Annotated in this window: 21 protein-coding genes and 1 pseudogene; 7 read left to right on the top strand and 15 right to left on the bottom strand. The window is 71.3% G+C overall.

Annotated elements, in window-relative coordinates; translation table 11 throughout:
- The first annotated feature begins 50 nt into the window (after window positions 1–50).
- Window positions 51–422, top strand: a complete 372-nt coding sequence (locus POF73_RS03345; RefSeq protein WP_272112884.1) for an ATP-binding protein — start codon at window positions 51–53, stop codon at window positions 420–422.
- 94 nt (window positions 423–516) lie between these two features.
- Here POF73_RS03345 and POF73_RS03350 read toward each other — a convergent pair whose 3' ends face one another.
- The 5 genes from POF73_RS03350 to afsQ1 all read right to left on the bottom strand — a co-directional run bounded on the left by POF73_RS03350 (window position 517) and on the right by afsQ1 (window position 4,634).
- Entirely contained in the window at window positions 517–726 is a 210-nt protein-coding gene (locus tag POF73_RS03350) for a PspC domain-containing protein (protein WP_272112885.1), read from the bottom strand.
- Between the two features lie 109 nt (window positions 727–835).
- On the bottom strand, window positions 836–1,387 hold the full coding sequence (locus POF73_RS03355; protein WP_272112886.1) for a VanZ family protein: 552 nt from the start codon (window positions 1,385–1,387) through the stop codon (window positions 836–838).
- A 348-nt stretch (window positions 1,388–1,735) separates the two neighbouring features.
- Window positions 1,736–2,380, bottom strand: a complete 645-nt coding sequence (locus tag POF73_RS03360; RefSeq protein WP_272112887.1) for a hypothetical protein — start codon at window positions 2,378–2,380, stop codon at window positions 1,736–1,738.
- Window positions 2,380–3,960, bottom strand: coding sequence for a sensor histidine kinase (locus POF73_RS03365; protein ID WP_272112888.1), 1,581 nt, complete (start codon window positions 3,958–3,960; stop codon window positions 2,380–2,382). Before POF73_RS03365 ends, POF73_RS03360 begins: the two co-directional genes overlap by 1 nt.
- The gene (afsQ1, locus tag POF73_RS03370; RefSeq protein ID WP_041819431.1) at window positions 3,957–4,634 is read right to left on the bottom strand and encodes a two-component system response regulator AfsQ1; all 678 of its coding nucleotides are present in this window, start codon (window positions 4,632–4,634) and stop codon (window positions 3,957–3,959) included. The genes POF73_RS03365 and afsQ1 overlap by 4 nt, the downstream gene beginning before the upstream one ends.
- Before the next feature lie 266 nt (window positions 4,635–4,900).
- On the opposite strand from afsQ1, the gene POF73_RS03375 reads away from it, so the two are divergent.
- Window positions 4,901–5,647, top strand: a complete 747-nt coding sequence (locus POF73_RS03375) for a SigE family RNA polymerase sigma factor (RefSeq protein WP_272112889.1) — start codon at window positions 4,901–4,903, stop codon at window positions 5,645–5,647.
- Window positions 5,648–5,851: 204 nt separating this feature from the next.
- On the opposite strand, the gene POF73_RS03380 is transcribed toward POF73_RS03375, so the two are convergent.
- The 4 genes from POF73_RS03380 to deoC all read right to left on the bottom strand — a co-directional run bounded on the left by POF73_RS03380 (window position 5,852) and on the right by deoC (window position 10,004).
- Window positions 5,852–6,496 carry a uridine kinase family protein gene (locus tag POF73_RS03380; protein WP_272112890.1) on the bottom strand — a complete coding sequence of 215 codons (645 nt, stop codon included), beginning with the start codon at window positions 6,494–6,496 and terminating at the stop codon, window positions 5,852–5,854.
- 190 nt (window positions 6,497–6,686) lie between these two features.
- Entirely contained in the window at window positions 6,687–7,595 is a 909-nt protein-coding gene (locus tag POF73_RS03385) for an aldehyde dehydrogenase family protein (RefSeq protein ID WP_272112891.1), read from the bottom strand.
- Window positions 7,588–9,024, bottom strand: coding sequence for an aldehyde dehydrogenase family protein (locus tag POF73_RS03390; RefSeq protein WP_272112916.1), 1,437 nt, complete (start codon window positions 9,022–9,024; stop codon window positions 7,588–7,590). Before POF73_RS03390 ends, POF73_RS03385 begins: the two co-directional genes overlap by 8 nt.
- Before the next feature lie 20 nt (window positions 9,025–9,044).
- Complete coding sequence (gene deoC, locus POF73_RS03395) at window positions 9,045–10,004, bottom strand: deoxyribose-phosphate aldolase (RefSeq protein ID WP_272112917.1); 960 nt, start codon at window positions 10,002–10,004, stop codon at window positions 9,045–9,047.
- Between the two features lie 252 nt (window positions 10,005–10,256).
- Here deoC and POF73_RS03400 point away from each other — a divergent pair, with 252 nt between their 5' ends.
- The 3 genes from POF73_RS03400 to POF73_RS03410 all read left to right on the top strand — a co-directional run bounded on the left by POF73_RS03400 (window position 10,257) and on the right by POF73_RS03410 (window position 13,021).
- On the top strand, window positions 10,257–10,958 hold the full coding sequence (locus POF73_RS03400) for a PH domain-containing protein (protein ID WP_272112892.1): 702 nt from the start codon (window positions 10,257–10,259) through the stop codon (window positions 10,956–10,958).
- A gap of 144 nt (window positions 10,959–11,102) precedes the next feature.
- Window positions 11,103–12,806, top strand: a complete 1,704-nt coding sequence (locus tag POF73_RS03405; protein WP_272112893.1) for a hypothetical protein — start codon at window positions 11,103–11,105, stop codon at window positions 12,804–12,806.
- 86 nt (window positions 12,807–12,892) lie between these two features.
- Complete coding sequence (locus POF73_RS03410) at window positions 12,893–13,021, top strand: hypothetical protein (protein ID WP_272112894.1); 129 nt, start codon at window positions 12,893–12,895, stop codon at window positions 13,019–13,021.
- Window positions 13,022–13,215: 194 nt separating this feature from the next.
- On the opposite strand, the gene POF73_RS03415 is transcribed toward POF73_RS03410, so the two are convergent.
- From POF73_RS03415 to POF73_RS03430, 4 genes are all read right to left on the bottom strand, one after another.
- Entirely contained in the window at window positions 13,216–14,442 is a 1,227-nt protein-coding gene (locus POF73_RS03415) for a hypothetical protein (protein ID WP_443049401.1), read from the bottom strand.
- Between the two features lie 210 nt (window positions 14,443–14,652).
- A complete protein-coding gene (locus POF73_RS03420; RefSeq protein ID WP_272112895.1) occupies window positions 14,653–16,284 on the bottom strand; it encodes a phospho-sugar mutase in 1,632 nt (543 codons plus the stop codon).
- A 349-nt stretch (window positions 16,285–16,633) separates the two neighbouring features.
- A complete protein-coding gene (locus POF73_RS03425; RefSeq protein ID WP_272112896.1) occupies window positions 16,634–17,458 on the bottom strand; it encodes a purine-nucleoside phosphorylase in 825 nt (274 codons plus the stop codon).
- Between the two features lie 123 nt (window positions 17,459–17,581).
- Entirely contained in the window at window positions 17,582–18,019 is a 438-nt protein-coding gene (locus POF73_RS03430) for a gamma-glutamylcyclotransferase (protein WP_272112897.1), read from the bottom strand.
- A 90-nt stretch (window positions 18,020–18,109) separates the two neighbouring features.
- Between POF73_RS03430 and POF73_RS03435 the strand changes: the two are divergent.
- Together POF73_RS03435 and POF73_RS03440 are read left to right on the top strand one after the other, a co-directional pair.
- Window positions 18,110–19,564: pseudogene (locus POF73_RS03435) on the top strand (NAD(P)H-quinone dehydrogenase); the annotation flags it as partial.
- Between the two features lie 166 nt (window positions 19,565–19,730).
- Window positions 19,731–20,690, top strand: a complete 960-nt coding sequence (locus POF73_RS03440; protein WP_272112898.1) for a DeoR/GlpR family DNA-binding transcription regulator — start codon at window positions 19,731–19,733, stop codon at window positions 20,688–20,690.
- Window positions 20,691–20,800: 110 nt separating this feature from the next.
- On the opposite strand, the gene POF73_RS03445 is transcribed toward POF73_RS03440, so the two are convergent.
- The gene (locus POF73_RS03445) at window positions 20,801–21,349 is read right to left on the bottom strand and encodes a TetR/AcrR family transcriptional regulator (protein WP_272112919.1); all 549 of its coding nucleotides are present in this window, start codon (window positions 21,347–21,349) and stop codon (window positions 20,801–20,803) included.
- A gap of 198 nt (window positions 21,350–21,547) precedes the next feature.
- Window positions 21,548–21,937 (bottom strand): acetyl-CoA carboxylase biotin carboxyl carrier protein subunit (locus POF73_RS03450; RefSeq protein ID WP_272112899.1); only part of this gene is annotated, 390 nt, incomplete at its 5' end.

Below are 21,937 nucleotides of genomic sequence, written 5' to 3' on the forward strand. Positions count from 1 at the left end.
ACGGTCGAGAACCGCTCACAACCCCGTTACGAATTTCGAGGACGCATTTCATGAAGCAGTCTGCTGCCAAGACCCTCGGTGTCGCCGCTCTCGGTGCCGCCTTCGCCGCTGCGGGCGCCGGTGCCGCGAACGCCGCGCCGGTCGGCCCGGAGGCCGCGGGCACGGCGCTGGACAGCGTCACCACCACGCTCCCGGCCGAGAACCTCACCGCGGCCACGCCGGCCGCCACCTCGGGTCTGGCCCAGGGTCAGGAGGCCGTCACCGCCGGTGTGGCCGCCGCGCAGCCGGCTGCCGAGCAGGCGCTGGCCGGGGGACCGACCGGCCTTGTCGCCGGGCTGCTCGGTGGTCTGCCGGTGCAGGGTCTGCCCACCGACGCGCTGCCCACCCAGGGTCTGCCCGTGAACGGGATTCCGCTCGCCTGAGTCTGTCTTGCCGCAAGCGCGCCGCTGGGGCGCACCCTTGGAAACGGGTGCGCCCCAGCGGCGTACTTGTGTGGATCTCTTCGGTTGGCTGTGGTTACCAGGCCGTGCGGGTCCTGTTCGCCTTGTCCTCCGAGGGAAGCAGGATCCACAGGGCTATGTAGAGCAGGAACTGCGGGCCCGGGAGCAGGCAGGAGATCAGGAAGATCACGCGCATCGTCGTCGCGGAGGTGCCGAAGCGCCGTGCCAGCGCGGCGCACACTCCGCCGATCATGCGGCCGTGGGTGGGTCGGGCGAGCGCGGTCATGGTGCGGCTCCTTCGCGGGCGTCGGCCGGAGGCCCCCCTTGTGGGGCCTTCCTGGTGGGTGCCTCATCTGACATCCACGCTAGGGCGACGAAGCGGGCAAAGCGTCACTCTATGGAGCTATCCCGACCCTGGGAATCGTCGGGGTCCGACCCTGAGACGGCTCCTCCTGGGGGGTCGTGCGCCTTGGTGCGAGCCGGGACCTGCGGCGGAGCCAGGCGCGGGACGCGGGGACGATCGCCATGTGGGCGAGGGCCACGCCGACCGTGTTCAGGAGCAGGGAGTCGACGTCGACGACCTGGCCCGGTACGTCGGTCTGCAGCAGTTCGATGCCGAGGGAGATCAGGGCGCCGGCGGCCACCGTACGGACCAGGGAGCCGAGGGGGGAGGCGTGGAGTCTGCCGTGGGTCATCGGGATCAGTACGCCCAGGGGTGCGAGCAGGGCGAGGCCCTCGATGATGCGGTGGGCGGCCTCCTGCCAGCCCAGGGCCAGGTCGGCTCTTATCCCGGCGAACGGACGCAGGTTGGCCGGCATGACCCAGGGGACCTCCAGGGGGCGCAGCGTGAGCCAGGCGACGAACGCGAGGTGCGCGACCAGGAGCACACCCCCGGTCGCACGGATGCGGATCGCGGCGCTGCCGCCGATGGAGCCTTGACGCTGCACGCCCCCCTAGACGCGCCCCCCGGTGGGATCGGTTCCGGGACACGCCGGAGTGTCGTGAGGCATCCGCCACAACTGGCTTCGGCGGGTGGGCTTTGGATGCCTGTGGTGGGGGCTCGTGTTGGAGCCTGCGGCGGCCCGTCGCCGGCCGGTGGGGGTTCGCGTAGCGCCTGCGGGTGCGTTGTGGGTCGGGGCCGCGCCGGGGGGTGTCCGTCCTTGGATCGGCGGTCGCCTTGGGCCAGGAGGTGCCGCGTGTTGACGCCGACCACTGCGGGCGGACACCCCCCCGGCAGGTCCCCTTGCCGCCGTGCGCGGCTGCGGCGCCGCGGGGGTTGCGGCCCCCCAAGGCCGTCAGTCGGTTGTGACCTCGCTCGACGGGGGCTCGTTGCTGCCCGGTCTGGTGCGGACCTCGTCCGTGCACTCGTAGCGGCGTGGGGGGTCGTTGGCCGGGCCGCCCAGAATTACCGAGCCGTCGCCCTCTGCCGCTGTGGAGTCCGAGAAGGTGCAGACGATCTGGGCCAGGGCGTAGGACGTCAGGTCGTTGGGGGGCGTGGTCAGGCGGAGGGTTTCGTCCGGGTCGGCCGGGCGAGGGGCCGTTACGCTCATGGCGCCTCGGACGTCCGTGGTGTAGCCGGCCTCCTTCTCGTCGGCCGACGGGGACTTCTCCAGCTCGTCCAGGAGGCCCTGGGCCACCAGGACGCGGCGGGCCGAGTCCGCCGTGCCGTCGGGTACGCGCACCGTTCGTTCCACGGCCACCAGTTGTGAGCCGCAGAGCAGGAACACCTGGACCGGGAGGCCGCGTGCGGCCTGGGTCGAGACGTTCGGCTCGGAGAGTGAGCAGTGCACACGTGAGGGGGCGGGGCCGAAGTCGGTGGGTACCTCCGTGGACCGTATGCCGCAGCCTGTCAGGAGGGTCGCTGCCAGGGCGGAGAGGGTCAGCAGGCGGGCCGTGGGGGTGTGTCTGGTGAGAACGCCCGGTGAGCCGTGCTCGGTCATCAGGCGTCCCCCTTCTTCGTGCCGCTGGTGTTCTTCTTGTCGGGGTTGTTCGTCTGCTCGGCGAGTTCCGAGGCGTCCTGGGGGAGGCGGAGTGTGAAGACCGCGCCGCCCTCCGGGGAGTTGGCGGCCGTGATCTCGCCGCCGTGGATGTGGGCGTTCTCCAGGGCGATGGACAGGCCCAGACCGCTGCCCTCGGAACGGGGGCGGGAGGCGCTGGCCTTGTAGAAGCGGTCGAAGACGTGGGGGAGTACGTCCTCGGGGATACCGGGGCCGTGGTCCCGTACGTCGATCACGACCGAATCGTCCGCCGCACGGATGGCTACGCGCACCGGGGAGCCGCCGTGCTTGAGGGCGTTGCCGATGAGGTTGGCGAGGATGACGTCCAGGCGGCGGGGGTCGAGGCGGGCCATGATGCCGCGTTCGGCGTCCAGGTCGACCGCGTCCAGCCAGGCGCGGGCGTCGATGCAGGCGGTGATCTGGTCGGCGACGTCGACGTTGTCCAGGACCAGACGGGCCGTGCCCGCGTCGAAGCGGGTGACCTCCATGAGGTTCTCGACCAGGTCGTTCAGGCGTCGGGTCTCGCTGACGACGAGCCGTACGGCGGGCTCGATCATGGGGTCCATGGACCCGGTCTCCGCCTCCAGCTCCTCTTCCAGTACCTCCGTGACGGCGGTGATCGCGGTGAGGGGGGTGCGCAGTTCGTGCGACATGTCGGCCACGAAGCGGCGCGACGCCTCGTCCCGCCCTGCCATGTCGGCCACCCGCTTCTCCAGAGCTTCCGCGGCGTTGTTGAAGGTCCTTGAGAGATCGGCCAGTTCGTCCGTGCCGGAGACGCGCAGACGGGTGTCCAGCTTGCCCTCGCCGAGGCGGCGGGCGGCGACGCCGAGGCGCTGTACCGGCTTCAGTACGGTCGTGGCGGCGGCCTGCGCGAGCAGCGCCGAGCCGATCAGGGCGAGGCCGGTGGCGATGCCGAGCGACCAGGCGAGGGAGTTGAGGTCCTTGGCCTCCTGCTCAAGGGACTTGAGCATGTAGCCGGTCGGGCCGCCGCCGTTCACCCGGGAACCGGCGATCAGGTACGGGGTGTCGTCCACCACGATCCGCTGCCAGTACAGGCGGTACTCCGACTTGTTGGTGGAGTTGACCTTCTGCTTCTCGTTCACCGCCGTGCGCAGCGACTTGGGCACGTCCGCGAGCGTGAAGCCGTCCAGGCCGCCGGAACTGCCGTACAGCGGACCGTCGGCGGTGTCCTGGGCGACCAGCAGGACGGAGAAGCGCTGGCTGCTGTTGGCCATCTGTCCGGCGGTGTGCTGCAGTTCGTCCTGGGTCGGCTCCTGAGGGAGCAGGCCCGCGCGGTTCTGCATCTGCTGCTCGAAGTCGCGCAGCACCGCGTCCTGGGTGCGCCTGAGCACCGCCTCGCGGTTGAGCCAGTACGCGATGCCGGAGGCCGATACGGCGGCCGTGAGCGCCACCAGGCCGAAGACGACCACCAGCCGCAGTCGCAGGCTGGTGAAGCGCAGCCTCGACCACACTCCCTTGCGAGCCGCGATCCAGCCGCGGAGACCCCCTTGCACGTCTGTCACTGAGGCGCGTCCAGGCGGTAACCGACACCACGGACGGTACGGATCAGGGTGGGGGAGGAGGGGACGTCCTCGACCTTGGCGCGCAGTCGCTGGACGCAGGCGTCCACGAGGCGGGAGTCGCCGAGGTAGTCGTGCTCCCAGACCAGCCGCAGCAGTTGCTGGCGGGACAGGGCCTGGCCAGGGCGGCGGCTCAGTTCGAGCAGCAGGCGCAGCTCGGTCGGGGTGAGCTGGAGGTCCTCGCCGTTCTTCGTCACGGTCATCGCCGCGCGGTCGATGACCAGGCTGCCGAAGGCCGCCGCGTCGTTCGACTCCCGCTCGCCGCGCCGCAGCACGGCCCGGATCCGGGCGTCGAGCACCCGCCCCTGGACGGGTTTGACGACATAGTCGTCCGCGCCGGACTCCAGTCCGACCACGACGTCGATGTCGTCGCTGCGCGCGGTCAGCAGGATGATCGGCAGCTGGTCGGTGCGCCGGATACGGCGGCACACCTCGAAGCCGTCGATGCCGGGCAGCATCACATCCAGCACGATCAGGTCCGGCCGCTGCTCACGCAGAAGTTTCAGACCGTCCTCGCCGGTGGCAGCGGTGGCCACACGGTGTCCCTGGCGCGTCAGTGAGAGCTCCAGGGCCGTACGGATGGCGTCGTCGTCCTCGATCAGCAACAGGGAAGGCACGGGCTCATTCTGGCTCATGTGGGGGTGGTGTTTCGACACCTGTACGAGCTGTAGGGATACGTGCGCGTAGCGCTGTTGGCTGTGCGCGAGCTGTCCGGGTCCTGGGGCGGACCTCTGACACAGGCCCCTGTGACAGCTCTGTGACAGTCGGCGGACACGGCCATGAAGGTGCCCGGGCAAGCTTTTCGGCACAGGCAAGACAGCAGGACGCAGGACAGCAAGCCGCACCAAGCAGAACACCGGAAGTCCACGACGGGGGGCGCGAGATGAATACGCTGCACGGCACCAGCACCAGCGCAGTGATCACGCGTCTGCACGACGTGAACGGGGGCCGGGGTTCCGAGAAGTCCGGTGCCGTGAGCGGGCGGGGGTGCGCTCGCGGCACCGGGCGTCAGCACACCGCGTACATGACGGTGGTTGACGGTTTCACGGGGGAACCGCACGGGGGAGCCGCGTACAGGGAGGACTCGGGGGAGCGTCGTCGCTCGCTGTCGGAGGCGGAGTTCACCGCCTACGTCCAGGAGCGCCGCGCCTCCCTGTACGCAACCGCCTACCACCTGACCGGGGACCGCTTCGAGGCCGAGGACCTGCTGCAGAGCGCGCTGTTCTCGACGTACAAGGCCTGGGACCGGATCAGTGACAAGGCCGCAGTCGGGGGCTACCTGCGGCGGACGATGACGAACCTGCACATCAGCGCGTGGCGCCGCCGCAAGCTGAACGAGTACCCGACCGAGGAACTGCCGGAGACGCCCGGCGACACGGACGCGATGCGCGGCACCGAGCTGCGCGCGGTCCTGTGGCAGGCGCTGGCCCGGCTGCCCGAACTCCAGCGCACGATGCTGGTCCTGCGCTACTACGAGGGCCGCACCGACCCGGAGATCGCGGACATCCTCGACATCAGTGTCGGCACGGTGAAGTCCAGCATCTGGCGGTCACTCCGCCGGCTGCGCGAGGACGAGGTCCTCAGCTTCGGCCGTGACGAGGAGGACGCCTTCGGGGAGCTTGTCGCCTGAAGGTTCGGGGGGACCGCGGGGGAGCGGTAACAAGTGGGGGGACCCACGGGGGCCGGGGGGCCAACGGGGGACCTGATGGGGGAATCGGGGGATGCTCACCCACGGGGGACGATGGGGGAGCACAACGAGAGCGGGGCTGGAGGGCCGGGGGGTCCGTCCAGTCCCGTTCTTCGTGCGTTCCGGAGGGGTACGGCCGCCCTGGGTTCAGGAGGCCGGCTGCGCCGTGTTCGCCGCCGGGCAGCGGCCCGCCGCGGCAGCGGTGAGGCGGCCCAGGGCCTCGTCGCGGTCACAGGCGTGGGCGCCGAGGGCGGTCTGGCGGGCGATGATCGAGCGTTCCAGGCGCATCAGGCGCCAGCCGCGGCGCAACAGGAAGGGCACCGACTTGCGGCCCTCCTTCAGGTCGCGCAGGAACCGGCGGCGGAAGGTCTTCACCGGGCCGCGGCTCAGACAGAGCGCGTCGGCCAGTACGCCGAGATCACGGCAGCGGTTCACGATCTCCGCCGCGAAGATGCCTTCCGCGATGAACAGGGGCGTACGGCCGATCTCGACGGCCTCCTCGCCGGTGCGGGCGCTGAGCGAGATGTCGTACAGCGGAACGCTCGTACGGCCCGTGCGGCACAGTTCCACGATCGCCGCGACGGCCGTGTCGGCGTCCCACGAGTCGGGGTGGTCCCAGTCGATGTCGGAGCTCCCGGGGACCTGCGGCAGCGTCGGGTCGTCGCCCTCTTTGTAGAAGTCGTCGAGCCGCAGTACCGGAAGACCGGAGCGGGCGGCGAGCAGGGACTTGCCGGAGCCGGAAGGGCCGCAGAGCAGCACGACTCGCGTCGGTATGGGCGGTTGGGAACTCACGGGACACCAGTGTGAGGCATGGGCGGGCCGGGGAACGACCCGGCGTACCGCGTTTGCAGCGCGCGTCACACCTCGACTACATCCCGCGTTCCCCCGGCTACCCTGTGCCACGGGCGTAGTGCGGCAGAGAGCCGCGCTTCCCCGGGACGGCGGGGAAACGCGGCTCTCCGGTCCAGGTTGCCGTCGGGGCTCAGTACGAGGAGCCCGACGCGCCCAGCGAACCCGTCGGGTGCCAGACCGTCTTGGTCTCCAGGAACGCCGTCATGCGGTCGGTGCCGGGGGTGGCCGACCAGTCGGCGTCGTCCACAGGCTGTGGACGCAGGACGCGCTTGAGGTTGTCCGCCGCGGCGATCTCCAGCTCCTTCGCCAGTACGTCGTCGGCGCCCGCGAGGTCGATCGCGTTGACGTCCTGGTGGGCGGCGAGCGGCGTCGCGATCTCCGCCGTACGGCCGGACAGGACGTTGACCACGCCGCCGGGCAGGTCGGAGGTGGCCAGTACCTCGCCCAGGGAGAGGGCGGGCAGCGGGGACTTCTCCGACGCCACCACGATCGCCGTGTTGCCCGTGGCGATCACCGGGGCGACGACCGAGACCAGGCCCAGGAACGACGACTCCTGCGGGGCCAGCACGGCCACCACGCCGGTCGGTTCGGGGGAGGAGATGTTGAAGTACGGGCCGGCCACCGGGTTGCCGCCGCCCACGACCTGGGCGATCTTGTCCGTCCAGCCCGCGTACCAGACCCAGCGGTCGATCGCCGCGTCGACCTGCGCCGCCGCCTTCGACTTCGACAGGCCCTCGGCGTCGGAGACCTCACGGACGTACTGCTCGCGGCGGCCCTCCAGCATCTCGGCGATGCGGTAGAGGATCTGGCCCCGGTTGTACGCCGTGGCACCGGACCAGCCGCCGAACGCCTTGCGCGCGGCGACCACGGCGTCACGGGCGTCCTTGCGGGAGGACAGCGGGACGTTCGCCAGCCAGTTGCCCTTCGAGTCGGTCACTTCGTACACCCGGCCGCTTTCGGAACGAGGGAACTTCCCGCCGACGTACAGCTTGTAGGTCTTGAAGACGCTCAGGCGCTGCTGCTCGGACTTGTCAGACATCGAGGTACGCCTCCAGGCCGTGGCGGCCGCCCTCGCGGCCGAAGCCCGACTCCTTGTAGCCGCCGAACGGCGAGGTCGGGTCGAACTTGTTGAACGTGTTGGACCAGACGACGCCCGCACGGAGCTTGTTCGCCACCGCCAGGATGCGCGAGCCCTTCTCCGTCCAGATGCCCGCCGACAGGCCGTACGGCGTGTTGTTCGCCTTGGCCACCGCCTCGTCCGGGGTACGGAAGGTCAGGACCGACAGCACCGGGCCGAAGATCTCGTCGCGGGCGATCCGGTGCGCCTGGGTGACGTTCGTGAAGAGCGTCGGGGCGAACCAGTAGCCGGACGAGGGGAGCTCGCAGGCCGGGGACCAGCGCTCGGCGCCCTCCGCCTCGCCCTGCTCGACGAGCGAGGTGATGCGGGAGAGCTGCTCCTCGGAGTTGATCGCGCCGATGTCCGTGTTCTTGTCCAGCGGGTCGCCGAGGCGGAGCGTGGAGAGCCTGCGCTTGAGGGAGTCCAGCAGCTCGTCCTGGATCGACTCCTGGACCAGCAGACGGCTGCCCGCGCAGCAGACCTGGCCCTGGTTGAAGAAGATCCCGTTGACGATCCCCTCCACCGCCTGGTCGATCGGGGCGTCGTCGAAGACGATGTTGGCGCCCTTGCCGCCCAGCTCCAGGGTGAGCTTCTTGCGGGTGCCGGCGACGGTCCGGGCGATCTCCTTGCCGACCGCGGTGGAGCCGGTGAAGGCGACCTTGTTCACGTCCGGGTGCGCGACGACCGCGGCGCCCGCGTCGCCGTATCCCGGAAGGATGTTGACGACGCCCTTGGGCAGGCCCGCCTGGCGGCAGATGTCCGCGAAGAAGAGCGCGGAGAGGGGTGTCGTCTCGGCGGGCTTCAGGACGACCGTGTTGCCGGTCGCGAGCGCCGGGGCGATCTTCCACGCCAGCATCAGCAGCGGGAAGTTCCAGGGGATGACCTGGCCGGCCACACCGAGGGGCCTGGGGTCGGCGCCGAAGCCGGCGTGGCCGAGCTTGTCGGCCCAGCCCGCGTAGTAGAAGAAGTGCGCGGCGACCAGGGGGAGGTCCGCGTCACGGGTCTCCTTGATCGGCTTGCCGTTGTCCAGGGTCTCCAGGACGGCGAGCTCGCGGGCCCGCTCCTGGATGATCCGGGCGATGCGGAACAGGTACTTCGCGCGCTCCGTGCCGGGCAGCGCCGACCACTTCTCGAAGGCCTTGCGGGCGGCCTTGACCGCGCGGTCCACGTCCGCCTCGCCCGCCTGGGCGATCTCGGAGAGGACCTCCTCGGACGACGGCGAGACGGTCTTGAAGACCTTGCCGTCGGCCGCCTCCGTGAACTCGCCGTCGATGAACAGGCCGTACGACGGCGCGATGTCGACGATCGCGCGCGACTCGGGGGCCGGTGCGTATTCGAATACCGAAGACAGGTTTTCCATGGTCATGGGTCTCAGTCCACCGTCACGTAGTCGGGGCCGGAGTAGCGGCCGGTGGCCAGCTTCTGACGCTGCATCAGCAGGTCGTTCAGCAGCGAGGAGGCGCCGAAGCGGAACCAGTGGTTGTCCAGCCAGTCCTGGCCGGCGGTCTCGTTGACCAGCACGAGGAACTTGATGGCGTCCTTGGTCGTCCGGATCCCGCCGGCCGGCTTCACGCCGACCTGGATGCCGGTCTGGGCACGGAAGTCCCGCACCGCTTCCAGCATAAGGAGCGTGTTCGCGGGGGTGGCGTTCACGGCGACCTTGCCGGTGGACGTCTTGATGAAGTCGGCGCCCGCCAGCATGCCGAGCCAGCTCGCGCGGCGGATGTTGTCGTACGTCGACAGCTCGCCGGTCTCGAAGATGACCTTGAGGCGGGCCGCCCCGCAGGTCTCCTTCACGGCGACGATCTCGTCGTACACCTTCATGTAGTCGCCCGCGAGGAACGCCCCGCGGTCGATGACCATGTCGACCTCGTCCGTGCCGGCCGAGACGGCGTCGCGCACGTCGGCCAGCTTCACACCGAGGGCGGCGCGCCCGGCCGGGAACGCGGTGGCCACGGAGGCGACCTTCACGCCGGACCCGGCGACGGCCTCCTTCGCGGTGGCCACCATGTCGGGATAGACGCAGACGGCCGCGGTCGCCGGGGTCGTGCGGTCGGTCGGGTCGGGGTGGACCGCCTTGGCGCCGAGCGCCCGGACCTTGCCCGGGGTGTCCGCGCCTTCCAGCGTCGTCAGGTCGACCATCGAGATGGCGAGGTCGATGGCGTACGCCTTGGCGGTCGTCTTGATGGAACGGGTACCGAGGGACGCGGCCCGCGCCTCCAGGCCGACCGCGTCGACACCGGGCAGCCCGTGGAGGAAGCGGCGCAGCGTGCTGTCGGACGCGGTGACGTCCGCGAGTGCGTGAGCTGCGGCAGATGCATTGGTGGGCATGGTCACCAGACGAGCATATCTACGCGCGTAGCGGCTGTACACCCCGAGGGCACGTCTCTCTACCCGGGAGAGACGGTTCTCGCAGCGCCGGGGGCTGCCACGCCCTCAAGGGGCGCGGGGCTGTATCGATATGCGGCTCCGCCGCGTGGGCGCGACCAGCCACGGACAACCCGCACTCGCGCACCATGCGAACCCCCCGCGGCGCACAGGCGGTCGGCCGGGCCGCCGCAGGCGTACGGCAGAATCGAGCCCATGACCACCCCGGAGCAGCAGCCCCCCACCCCGGACCCCGCCCTGAAGGACCGGGTCTACCGCTCGCACATGGGCATCGCGGGCGGCGTCCTGATGCTGGCCATCGCGCTCTGGCTCGGCATCGACGCGCTGATCCGGGGCGAAGGCCGCACGCAGTGGCTGGCCCTCGCCGCACTGATCCTCATCGTGCCGCTGGTCTCCGCGTTCACCCTGCGCCCCGCCGTCTACGCCAACGACGACCGGCTGCGCATCCGCAACCCGCTCCGGGTGATCGTGCTGCCCTGGGGGCAGATCGCCGCGCTGCGGTCCGGTTACTCCAACGAGGTCGTCGACAACGCCGGCACCAAGTTCCAGCTCTGGGCGGTCCCGGTCTCGCTGCGGGCCCGCAAGAGGGCGGCGCGCCGGTTGGCCCGGGCGGCCGCCGAGCGGAACACTCCCGCGCGGGGCGACCGGGGAGGTCGTGGAGGCGGGGGCACGGGGCTCGGAGAGTTCGGGTTCGACGCGCCCGGGACGGACACGGACGCGCATGGTCTGGTGCGGTCCGACGCCGACCAGGTCATGGCCGACCTGCGGGAACTGCTGGAGCACCGGGGGGACGCGGAGTCCGCTCAGGGTGAGGTGACCGTGCGGTGGGCCTATGAGGTGATCGGGCCGGTCGTCGCCGGGTTTGTGTTGCTGCTGATCTTGCTCGCCGTGTCCTGAGGCCCGCCTCGCCATGGTCCAGGACCCCGCCTCGCCATGGTCCAGGACCCCTGCCTCGCCATGCTCTAAGACGGGCCTCGCCATGTCCTGAGACCCGCGGGTGCGTGGAGCAACCACGTGCGTGATCCGCTCGTCTGGCAAGCGATGACTACGAATCTTCAGCAACCCCGCTCGCTGCCCGCCTCCGCGATCCCCGACGGCTGTCTCCCCTGGGACGGTGAGCAGGCCCGGCGCTGGAGCGGTGCCCTGCCGCCCCGCTGGGTGCCGGTGCGGTTGCGTCCGGCCGCTGTGGTGGCCCTCGTGCCGGCCGCCGGTGCGCTGGCCGGAGGGCTGGCGCTGTCCGGTGGGGTGCGGGGGTGGGTGGCCGCGGGTGTCGCCCTGCAGCTCCTCTGGGCGGTGGTACGACCCGAGGCCGTGCCGGTGGCGGCGCCCGCGCTGGTCGTGGTCGTGCTGGTTCAGGGGGACGCCCTGGCCTGGGCGGTGCGGGCGGCTGTCGTGGCCGGCCTCGTTGTGTTGTGGGTGGCCGCCGTACTGCGGCTCGTCGCGAGGAGGCGACAGCGGGAGGCGGCCCGGGCTGCCGCCGGGGGCGTGACCGGCGCCCTGCCGGACGGCGGTGCGCGACTTGGGCGCGGGAAGTTCCTTGTCTGGGTCGGGGCCGTACCGCTCGTGGCCGGTGCCGTGCTGGTCGGCTCCGGAGGTTGGGAGCTCGCCGACGACCGGCAGGCCGCCTCTGCTGTCGGCTGGTTCGTCGCCGGGCTCGGCGTCACCGTGCTGCTGTCCGCCGCGCTCGGGCGGGGGCGGGCGGCGGGGCTGCGCCGGGAGCCTGTGCCGGTGCTGCGGGTGCTGATGCGGGTGAACAAGGACATCGATACCGAGGTGTACGCCGCTGATGACCTGGAGGCGGTGCGGCCGCTGTTCATTGTCGCCACGTCGGTGCTTGACGAGGACGAGGGCGAGGGCGAGAAGGGGAGCGAGGACGGCGAGGGTGAGGCCGAGGGCAGTGGTGAGGACTGCGACGAGGGCGGTGACGAGGGCGGTGACGAGGAGATGCAGGAACTCCTCGACCGGCTCGACCACGACCAGGCCGGACCCCTGCGGGAAGCCGTCCTGTACGGGCTGCCCTACGACGGCGCCGAGGTGCAGCTCCTCATCGCCGCGGGGGAGCTGGACGAGTCGCCGGTCGTGGAGCGGTCCTCGGGGCCCGTACGGCCGTTGACCGAGGGGGCCGTACGGCGTCGGATCGCCGGTGAGAAGCGTGCGGTGGCGGACGAGGCTCGGCGGCGGGAGGCCGTCGAGGATCTCGCCGGGCGGCTGCGTGGGCAGGGAGCCGTGGAGGTACGGCGGTGGCGGGCCGGGTGGTCCGACTGGCTCACGGTGGCGTTGGGGGTGGGATGGGTGCTGGTCCTCTTCGTGAGCGAGAGCGGGCTCTGGCGGTACGTCTTCGGCGCGTTGCTCGGGTTCGCCGTCGCCGCGATGGTGCCGCGCCGGCTCGCCTGGCAGGTCACCGCCGACCGTGAGGGGCTGTGGTTCAACGGGCTGGGCGGGCCGCGTCAGCTCGTGTGGGACGACGTGCGGGCCGTCGAGTGCAAGGGCGCCGAGCTGAGGATCGGCAGCCGGGGGAGTCTCCTCGGCGCGTGGTCGGTGAGCACCCTCCGCTGGCGTCGGCTGGAGCGGAAACTGGGCCTCGTCCACCCCTACGACCGAGTCGCCACCGAGATCACGGCGATGTGGCAGGACCCCGCCGCCCGGCCGGCCGGGGTGAGCGACGAGCGGCAGCGCGGGCGCGCGCTGTGGCCGCTCGCGGTGCTCGTGGGGTTGGGGTGGGTGGCGGTGATGGTGTGGGGCTGAACGGCCGGCCGGGGTGTGTCGGGGCCGGCTGACCGCCCACTGGTGTCTCCGCTAGCCCTGGAGCATCGATCGCACGACCGGTCCCTGTGGCGGCGCACCTTGCCCTGCACCGGCCCGCCCCGCTGATTCACGGCGCGCTGGGCCACACCAGCGCCATGTACGCGCTGCAGTACGCCGAGCCGGCTACCGCCGCGGTGAGGGTCAGGGTGCGGTAGCGGCTGGAGGCGTGGGAGAGGCACCTTGCCCTGCACCGGCCCGCTCCGCTGATTCACGGCGCGCTGGGCCACACCAGCGCCATGTACGCGCTGCAGTACGCCGAGCCGGCCACGGCCGCGGTGAGGGTCAGGGTGCGGTAGCGGCTGGAGGCGTGGGAGAGGCACCTTGCCCTGCACCGGCCCGCTCCGCTGATTCACGGCGCGCTGGGCCACACCAGCGTCATGTACGCGCTGCAGTACGCCGAGCCGGCCACGGCCGCGGTGAGGGTCAGGGTGCGGTAGCGGCTGGAGGCGTGGGAGAGGCGTAGGGCGAGGGGGAGGAGGAGGGGGAAGGCGGGGAGGAGGAAGCGGGCGCGGGGGAAGTAGACGCCGCCGCTGCCCAGGACGATCGTCAGCAGTACGGCCGCGAAGACCAGCAGCGGCACCGGCTGGCGGTCCCACAGCGACAGCCCGAACAGCGCCACCGACGCGATCAGCGTGAGCGTCACCATCACCAGGAACAGCTCGGGCGTCGAGTCGTACACGAGCAGGCGCCGCATCCAGCGCAGGGTCTCCAGGCCGCCGTCCAGCTCGTTGTGCCAGAGCCGCTGTACGGCGAAGTAGCCGTCCCAGCGGCCCACGCGCAGGCCCACCCAGCCGACGTATCCGCACCAGCCGAGCGGCGCGATCGCGGCGGCCGCCAGGGTGCGGAGGGAGAAGCGGCGGCGCAGGGCGAGCAGCGCCGCCGCGGTGACCGCTGCCGCCACCGCGACGCCGGTCGGGCGGGTGAGGCCCGCCAGCGCCGCCAGGCCGGCCGCGGTGAGGAGACGGCCGGTGAGCACGGCGTACAGGGACCAGGCCGCGAGCGCCGTGAACAGGGACTCGGTGTACCCCATCCACTGCACCAGGCCGACCGGGAGCGCCGCCCACAGGGTGGTGAGGAGGATGCCGGCACGGCGGCCGTGCAGCCGGTCGCCGACCGCGAAGACGCCCCACGCGGCGACGAGGGAGGCGATGACGGCGATGGCGAGTCCGGTGCTCGCGCGGGTGCCCGGGGTGAGCGCGGCGAACGCCTTCACGAGGGTGGGGTAGAGCGGGAAGAAGGCCAGGTTGTTGGCGCTCGGTGCGGTGCCGAGTTCGTGGGCGTAGCCGTGGTCGGCGATGCCGAGGTACCAGTCGGCGTCCCACTGCGTCGCCAGGATCGGCCAGACGCCGTGCCGTTGGCGGTGCGCCCAGACGGTGAGGAGCAGCAGGCCCGTGCCGCGTACGGCGAGGTAGGCGAGGAGGGCGGGGGCTGCGTGGCGCAGGGCGTGCAGGGCGTGGTGGACGTGCGCGCGGGGGGTGAAGGCGCGTGGGGCGCGTGCTGGTCGCTGTGGCTGCTCCGGTGCGGCGCCGGGGGTGGTGGTCGTTCGGGGTGTGGGCCGGGATGCGGTCGTGGACACGGCGGCTCCAGGCGATTCGGTGGTGCGTTTCCGCTCCACCGTTGCCCGGGTGGTGGGGTGGGGCGTGGAGCCCGGGTCAATCGTCCTGGAGAAATCACCCGACGGGGTGCCTCCGGATGGGGGCACCCCGTCGGGGGCGGGCATGGCGGCTCGCCGGGTTTCTCAGGTTCGGACACCTGTTCCCGAGGATCGGGTACGTGTTCCCGAAATTCAGATGCCTGCCGCCGTCGACAGGTCCTGCTTGATCGTCGCCAGCAGGGCCGTCGCCTTGGTGCGGGCCGCCGGGAGGTCGGCGTGCGTCGCCACCGGGACCACGACCTCCAGGTAGCACTTCAGCTTGGGCTCGGTACCGCTGGGGCGGACGATGACGCGGGCGCCGTCGAGCGTGTAGCGCAGGCCGTCGGTGGGCGGGAGCGTCTCCGTGCCCCGGGTGAGGTCCTCGGCGCGGGTGATGGCCAGGCCGGCGAGCCGCGTGGGCGGCTGCTCGCGGAGCCGGCGCATCGCGTTCGCGATGACCGACAGGTCCTGGACGCGGACCGAGAGCTGGTCGGTGGCGTGCAGGCCGTGCTCCACGGCGAGGTCGTCCAGGAGGTCCAGGAGGGTGCGGCTCTCCGCCTTTAGGGCGGACGCGAGTTCGGTGATCAGGAGGGCCGCCGTGATGCCGTCCTTGTCGCGTACGCCCTCGGGGTCGACGCAGTAGCCGAGGGCCTCCTCGTAGCCGTAGCGGAGGTTCTCGACCCGGGCGATCCACTTGAAGCCGGTGAGGGTCTCCTCGTGGGGGAGGTTCGCCTTCTCGGCGATACGGCCGAGGAGGGAGGAGGAGACGATCGACTCGGCGAAGGTGCCCTGTGCTCCGCGGTCGACCAGGTGCGCGGCGAGCAGGGCGCCGACCTCGTCGCCGCGCAGCATGCGCCAGTCCTCGCCGTCCTTCACCGCCACGGCGCAGCGGTCGGCGTCGGGGTCGTTGGCGATGATCAGGTCGGGGTTCGTCTCGCGGGCCTTCGCGAAGGCCAGGTCCATCGCGCCGGGCTCTTCCGGGTTGGGGAAGGCGACGGTGGGGAAGTCCGGGTCGGGGTCGGCCTGCTCGGCGACGAGGCCCGGGGTCGGGAAGCCGGCCCGGGCGAAGGCGGCGAGGAGGACGTCCTTGCCGACGCCGTGCATCGCCGTGTAGACGGTGCGGGCGGTGCGGGGGGAGTCCGGGGAGAGGACCGCGTCGGTGCGGGCGAGGTAGGCGTCGAGGACGCTGTCGTCCAGGGTGTCCCAGCCGTCGGTCGGGCGGGGGACGTCGTCGAGGCTCGCGATCGCGTCGATCTCGGCGGCGATGTCCGTGTCCGCGGGCGGGACGATCTGGGAGCCGTCGCCGAGGTAGACCTTGTAGCCGTTGTCGCGGGGCGGGTTGTGGCTGGCGGTGACCTCCACGCCGGCTGCCGCGCCGAGGTGCCTTATCGCGAAGGCGAGGACGGGGGTGGGGAGGGGGCGCGGGAGTACGGCGGCGCGCAGGCCGGCGCCGGTCATGACGGCGGCGGTGTCGCGGGCGAAGTCCTCCGACTTGTGGCGGGCGTCGTAGCCGATGACGACCAGGCCGTTGTCGTGGCCCTGCTTCTTGAGGTACGCGGCGAGGCCGGCCGCGGCGCGGATGACGACGCTGCGGTTCATTCGCATGGGCCCGGCGCCGATTTCTCCGCGCAGGCCCGCGGTGCCGAACTGCAGGGTGCCGCTGAAGCGGTCCGAGAGCTCGGTGACGTCGCCGGCCTCGATGAGCTTGGCGAGTTCGTCGCGGGTCTCCGCGTCGGGGTCCTCGGCCAGCCAGGTCTTGGCCCGGGCGATGAGATCGTCGTGCACGGCGGGTCAGCCTCTCGTTGTCGGTGGTGCGCGTCTATGCCTGCGGCGGCCTGTTGCTGTGCGGTGGGGGTTCGCCGAGCGCCTGCGGTTTGTGGTGGGTCGGGCCGGGTCGGGGGGTGTCCGTCCTCGGTCGGGCGGTTGCTGTGGCTCAAGAGGTGCTGTTTCTTGACGCCCGCCGCTGCGGGCGGACACCCCCCGACCCGTCCCCTTCCCGCCGTGGGCGACTGCGGCCGGTTCCTGGCGCAGGCCGCCTGCACCCCCCCGGGGGCGCGGGGAACCGCGCGACAAGCCACGACGGGCCTGCGGTCGCCATACGACAGGACGAGGCAGCCCCGTCGGCGATGCCCTTCTACAGGCGGCCGAGAACCTGCGCCAGCAGCGAACCCATCTGCGTCGCGCTGTCACGGCCGGCCTGGAGGACCTCCTCGTGGTTGAGGGGTTCGCCGGTCATGCCGGCCGCCAGGTTGGTCACCAGGGAGATGCCCAGGACCTCGGCGCCCGCCTCGCGCGCGGCGATGGCCTCCAGGACCGTCGACATGCCCACCAGGTCCGCGCCGATGACGCGGGCCATGCGGATCTCGGCCGGCGTCTCGTAGTGCGGGCCGGGGAACTGGGCGTAGACGCCCTCCTCCAGCGTGGGGTCGATCTCCTTGCACAGCGCGCGCAGGCGCGGGGAGTACAGGTCGGTGAGGTCGACGAAGTTGGCGCCGACGATGGGGGAGGTGGCCGTGAGGTTGATGTGGTCGCTGATCAGGACCGGCTGGCCGGGGCGCATGCCCTCGCGCAGGCCGCCGCAGCCGTTGGTGAGGACGATCGTCTTGCAGCCGGCCGCGACCGCGGTGCGGACACCGTGGGACACGGCAGCCACGCCGCGGCCCTCGTAGTAGTGGGTGCGGCCCAGGAAGACCAGGGCGCGCTTGTTGCCGATCTTGTAGGAGCGGATCTTGCCGCCGTGCCCTTCCACCGCCGGCGGCGGGAATCCGGGCAGCTCGGTGACCTGGAACTCGGCGTCGGGTGCGCCGAGGGCGTCCACGGCCGGTGCCCAGCCGGAGCCCATCACGAGGGCGACGTCGTGGGTCTCGGCGCCGGTCAGTTCGCGCAGGCGCGCGGCGGCGGCGTCGGCGGCCGCGTGAGGGTCGCCCTGGATGTCGTCCGGAAGAAGAGATGCGTTCACGCGACTGAGGGTAGCCGGTTTGGGCCTACGCGCGTAGATGACAGAGCTCACGGGATGGCGATCGTTGTCTTGTCGTTTCCAACGAAGAGTGTGACGGGAGAGGGTGGTGCGGCTTCAGTGTTCTCAGCAGGGGCGTTTGCGTAGTTCCATCACGTAGTCGTGCGGTGCTCCCGCCGACTCCGCCGCGTCCGCGAGCTCCCCCAGATAGCGTGCCGACGGCAGTCCGCCCTCGTACGCGTTCAGGACGTACACCCACGCCGACTCCTCGCCCTCCAGCGTGTGTACACGGACCCGGAGCCGCCGGTATATGCCGAGACCGACGCCCTCCCAGCGGTCCAGTGAGTCCTCGTCCATCGGCGCGATGTCGTACAGCGCGACGAAGACCTGCTCCATCGGGTCCTCGACGAGCGTGGCCAGCGCGCCCTCCCAGCCGAGCTGCTCGCCGCCGAACGTCAGCCGCCACCCGTTCAGCCAGCCGGTGGCGCGCAGCGGCGAGTGGGGGGCGCGGCGGGTCATCAGCCGCGCGTCGAGATTGCCGGCGTACGCGGCGTAGAGCGACATGCAGAGAGGGTACGGCAGCCGAATCGTCCGCCCCTCCCGTAACAGTGGTGTCTCGGGCGGGCCCCCAGGCAGTGGCAGGGTGGGGCGTGCGGGACAATGGAGTACGTGACTCGGATCGTGATCATCGGTGGCGGACCCGGCGGATACGAGGCGGCCCTGGTGGCCGCCCAGCTCGGCGCGGAGGTGACCGTCGTCGACTGCGACGGTCTGGGCGGGGCGTCGGTGCTCACCGACTGCGTGCCGTCGAAGACCCTTATCGCTACGGCCGAGGTGATGACCACCTTCGACTCCTCCTACGAGGAGCTGGGCATCATCGTCGCCGACGACACCCCGCACATCGACACGCCCGCGCGTGTCGTGGGCGTCGACCTGGGCAAGGTCAACCGGCGTGTCAAGCGGCTCGCGCTCGCGCAGTCCCACGACATCACCGCCTCCGTCACGCGCGCCGGTGCGCGGGTGATGCGCGGCCGTGGCCGGCTGGAGGGCATGCAGGGCCTCGACGGGTCACGGAAGGTCGTGGTGCGTGCCGCCGACGGGAGCGAGGAGACGCTCGTCGCGGATGCGGTTCTGATCGCCACCGGTGGTCATCCGCGTGAGCTGCCCGACGCCCAGCCCGACGGTGAGCGGATCCTGAACTGGACCCAGGTGTACGACCTCACCGAGCTGCCCGAAGAGCTCATCGTGGTCGGGTCCGGTGTCACCGGTGCCGAGTTCGCCGGCGCCTATCAGGCGCTCGGGTCGCGGGTCACCCTCGTCTCGTCCCGGGACCGCGTGCTGCCGGGTGAGGACCCGGACGCGGCGGCCGTCCTGGAGGACGTCTTCCGGCGTCGTGGCATGAACGTCATGGCCCGCTCGCGCGCCGCCGCCGCCAAGCGGGTCGGTGACCGGGTCGAGGTCACCCTCGCCGACGGGCGGGTCATCAGCGGCAGCCACTGCCTCATGGCCGTCGGTGCCATCCCGAACTCCGAGGGCATGGGTCTGGAGGAGGCCGGCGTCAAGCTGCGCGAGTCCGGGCACATCTGGACCGACAAGGTGTCCCGGACGACCGCGCCGGGCGTGTACGCCGCGGGTGACGTCACCGGCGTCTTCGCCCTCGCGTCCGTCGCCGCCATGCAGGGACGTATCGCCATGTACCACTTCCTGGGCGATGCCGTGGCCCCGCTGAACCTGAAGACCGTCTCCTCCAACGTCTTCACCGACCCCGAGATCGCCACCGTCGGCTACTCCCAGGCCGACGTGGACGCCGGCAAGATCGACGCTCGCGTCGTCAAGCTGCCGCTGCTGCGCAACCCGCGCGCCAAGATGCAGGGCATCCGGGACGGCTTCGTCAAGATCTTCTGCCGGCCGGGTACGGGCATCGTGGTCGGCGGTGTGGTCGTCTCGCCGCGCGCTTCGGAACTGATCCACCCGATCTCGATCGCGGTCGACAACAATCTGACGGTCGAACAGATCGCGAACGCCTTCACCGTGTACCCCTCCCTTTCGGGCTCGATCGCCGAGGTGGCACGGCAGTTGCACACCCGGAAGTCCGGCGGCGAACTCTGACGACCGGAAGCAACTCCCCGCTGGTCACGGGGAGTTGTCGAGCATGCGTGCGGCATAGGCGGCGGGACTAGGCCCTATACCACTTCTCGCCCTTGCGTACGAACAACTTCTGTTATTCGGCGCAAACTGCTGAAAGCAGACGGTCGTTGGGGTTACTGTCAGTTTCGTGTTCGCTGCAGAACGTCGCCAATTGATCCTCGAAATGGTGCGAGCGAACGGGGCCGTGTCGCTCCGTGAGCTCGCCCGCGTCGTCCAGACCTCCGAAGTGACCGTACGGCGGGACGTGCGCGCACTGGAGGCAGAAGGACTCCTCGACCGCCGACATGGCGGTGCGGTATTGCCGGGCGGGTTCACGCGGGAGTCCGGCTTTCCGCAGAAATCACATCTCGCGACCGCCGAGAAGACGGCCATCGCCGACCTCGCCGCGAATTTCGTGGAGGAGGGCGAGGCGATCGTCGTCGGGGCGGGTACCACCACACAGGAGCTGGCGCGCCGGCTCGCGCGCGTGCCCGGACTGACCGTCGTCACCAACTCACTGCTGGTGGCGCAGGCGTTGGCCCATGCCAACCGGGTCGAGGTCGTCATGACCGGCGGCACGCTCCGCGGGTCCAACTACGCGCTGGTGGGCAGTGGCGCCGAGCAGTCCCTCCAAGGGCTGCGGGTGTCCCGGGCCTTCCTCTCCGGAAGCGGGCTCACCGCCGAGCGCGGGCTCTCCACGTCCAACATGCTCTCCGCCTCCGTCGACCGGGCACTGGTGCAGGCCGCCTCGGAGGTCGTCGTCCTCGCCGACCACACGAAGCTCGGTACGGACACGATGTTCCAGACGGTGCCCACCGATGTCATCACGCGGCTCGTCACCGATGATCCGCCGGCTCATGACGACCGTGCCCACACCGAGTTGCAGGCCCTCGCCGATCAGGGGGTGCAGATCGCCGTGGCCGGGGCGACCGGGAACCCGGGGGGTGACGAGGTCCCGGCGCGGCGTCAGCAGCGTCCGGCTCTGCCGGGGCCGCGACGGGGTCCCTCCGCGGGTGGGCCGGGGTTGCGGTCCGCTGCTGCGACGGTGCTGGGTGAGCAAGGGGCCGAGCGGGAGCGGGCTCGCGTCGCGGATTTGCGGCGGCGTTAGGTTCGCCTGTTCGCCGCAGGGCTCGTGGTGGTGTGCGGGTGCGGGCTGGTGTTGTGGCTTGTCGCGCAGTTCCCCGCGCCCCTGGGGCACTGCCCTTGGGCCCGCCGGCATCAACTGTCGGTCAAGCCCCGTAGCGTCAGGTGTAGCAACCTGTCTGCCAACTCCGAGTCCCCCGGCGTCTCCTCCGCCGCCAGTGCGATCGCGTGGGTGAGTTGGAGCAGGTCTCCGATCGCCACGTCGGGGCGGACCGTTCCCGCCTTCTGGGCTCTTGCCAGCAGCGCGCCGCCCGCTTCTCTGATCGGGTCGCTGCAGCGGGCGAGGGCCGAGGACTTGTCGTGGGAGACGGACATCAGGGCGTGGGCGAGGCCCCGGTACTCCCCGGCGTGGGTGACCATCTCGCGGAGCCAGGTCACCAGGGCCGCGCAGGGTTCCGGGGCGTCGAGGAGTTCGCGGGAGCGGGTCAGCAGGTCGCCGACCGCGTCCTCGAAGACGGCGCTCAACAGGGCGTCGCGGTTGGGGAAGTGGCGGTAGAGCGTGCCGATGCCCACGCCCGCCCGACGGGCCACGTCCTCCAGGGACGCGTCCGTGCCGTGCTCGGCGAAGGCGGAGCGGGCCTCGGTGAGCAGCCGCTCGTGATTACGGCGGGCATCCGCGCGCATGGCACGCGGCTGGGCCGTCGCCGCCGCGCCCCCGGTCCCCGCATCCTCGCGTGAGGTCGCGCCCACCACGGCTCCCACCTGCCTCTCTCACGCCCGGTGTGCCTCCAGGATGCCACCGAGGACGAACGGCCCTCGGAAACGAGGCGCCCGGCGGACTGTCTGCTCCAGTCCGCCGGGCGCCTCAGGACGTCGTACGACTCAGTCCTTGATCTCGCAGATGGCCGCGCCCGACGTGAGCGAGGCGCCGACCTCCGCGGACAGGCCCTTGATGGTGCCGGACTTGTGCGCGTTCAGCGGCTGTTCCATCTTCATCGCTTCGAGTACGACGATCAGGTCGCCCTCCTTGACCTCCTGGCCCTCCTCGACCGCGACCTTGACGATCGTGCCCTGCATCGGGGAGGCGAGGGTGTCGCCGGAGGCGGCGGGGCCGGACTTCTTGGCGGCGCGGCGCTTGGGCTTGGCGCCCGCGGCCAGGCCGGTGCGGGCCAGCGTCATGCCGAGCGAGGCGGGGAGGGAGACCTCCAGGCGCTTGCCGCCCACCTCGACGACGACCGTCTCCCGGCCGGCCTCCTCCTCCGCCTCGGTGGC

The organism is Streptomyces sp. HD (genome assembly GCF_028369295.1).
Lineage (GTDB): Bacteria > Actinomycetota > Actinomycetes > Streptomycetales > Streptomycetaceae > Streptomyces.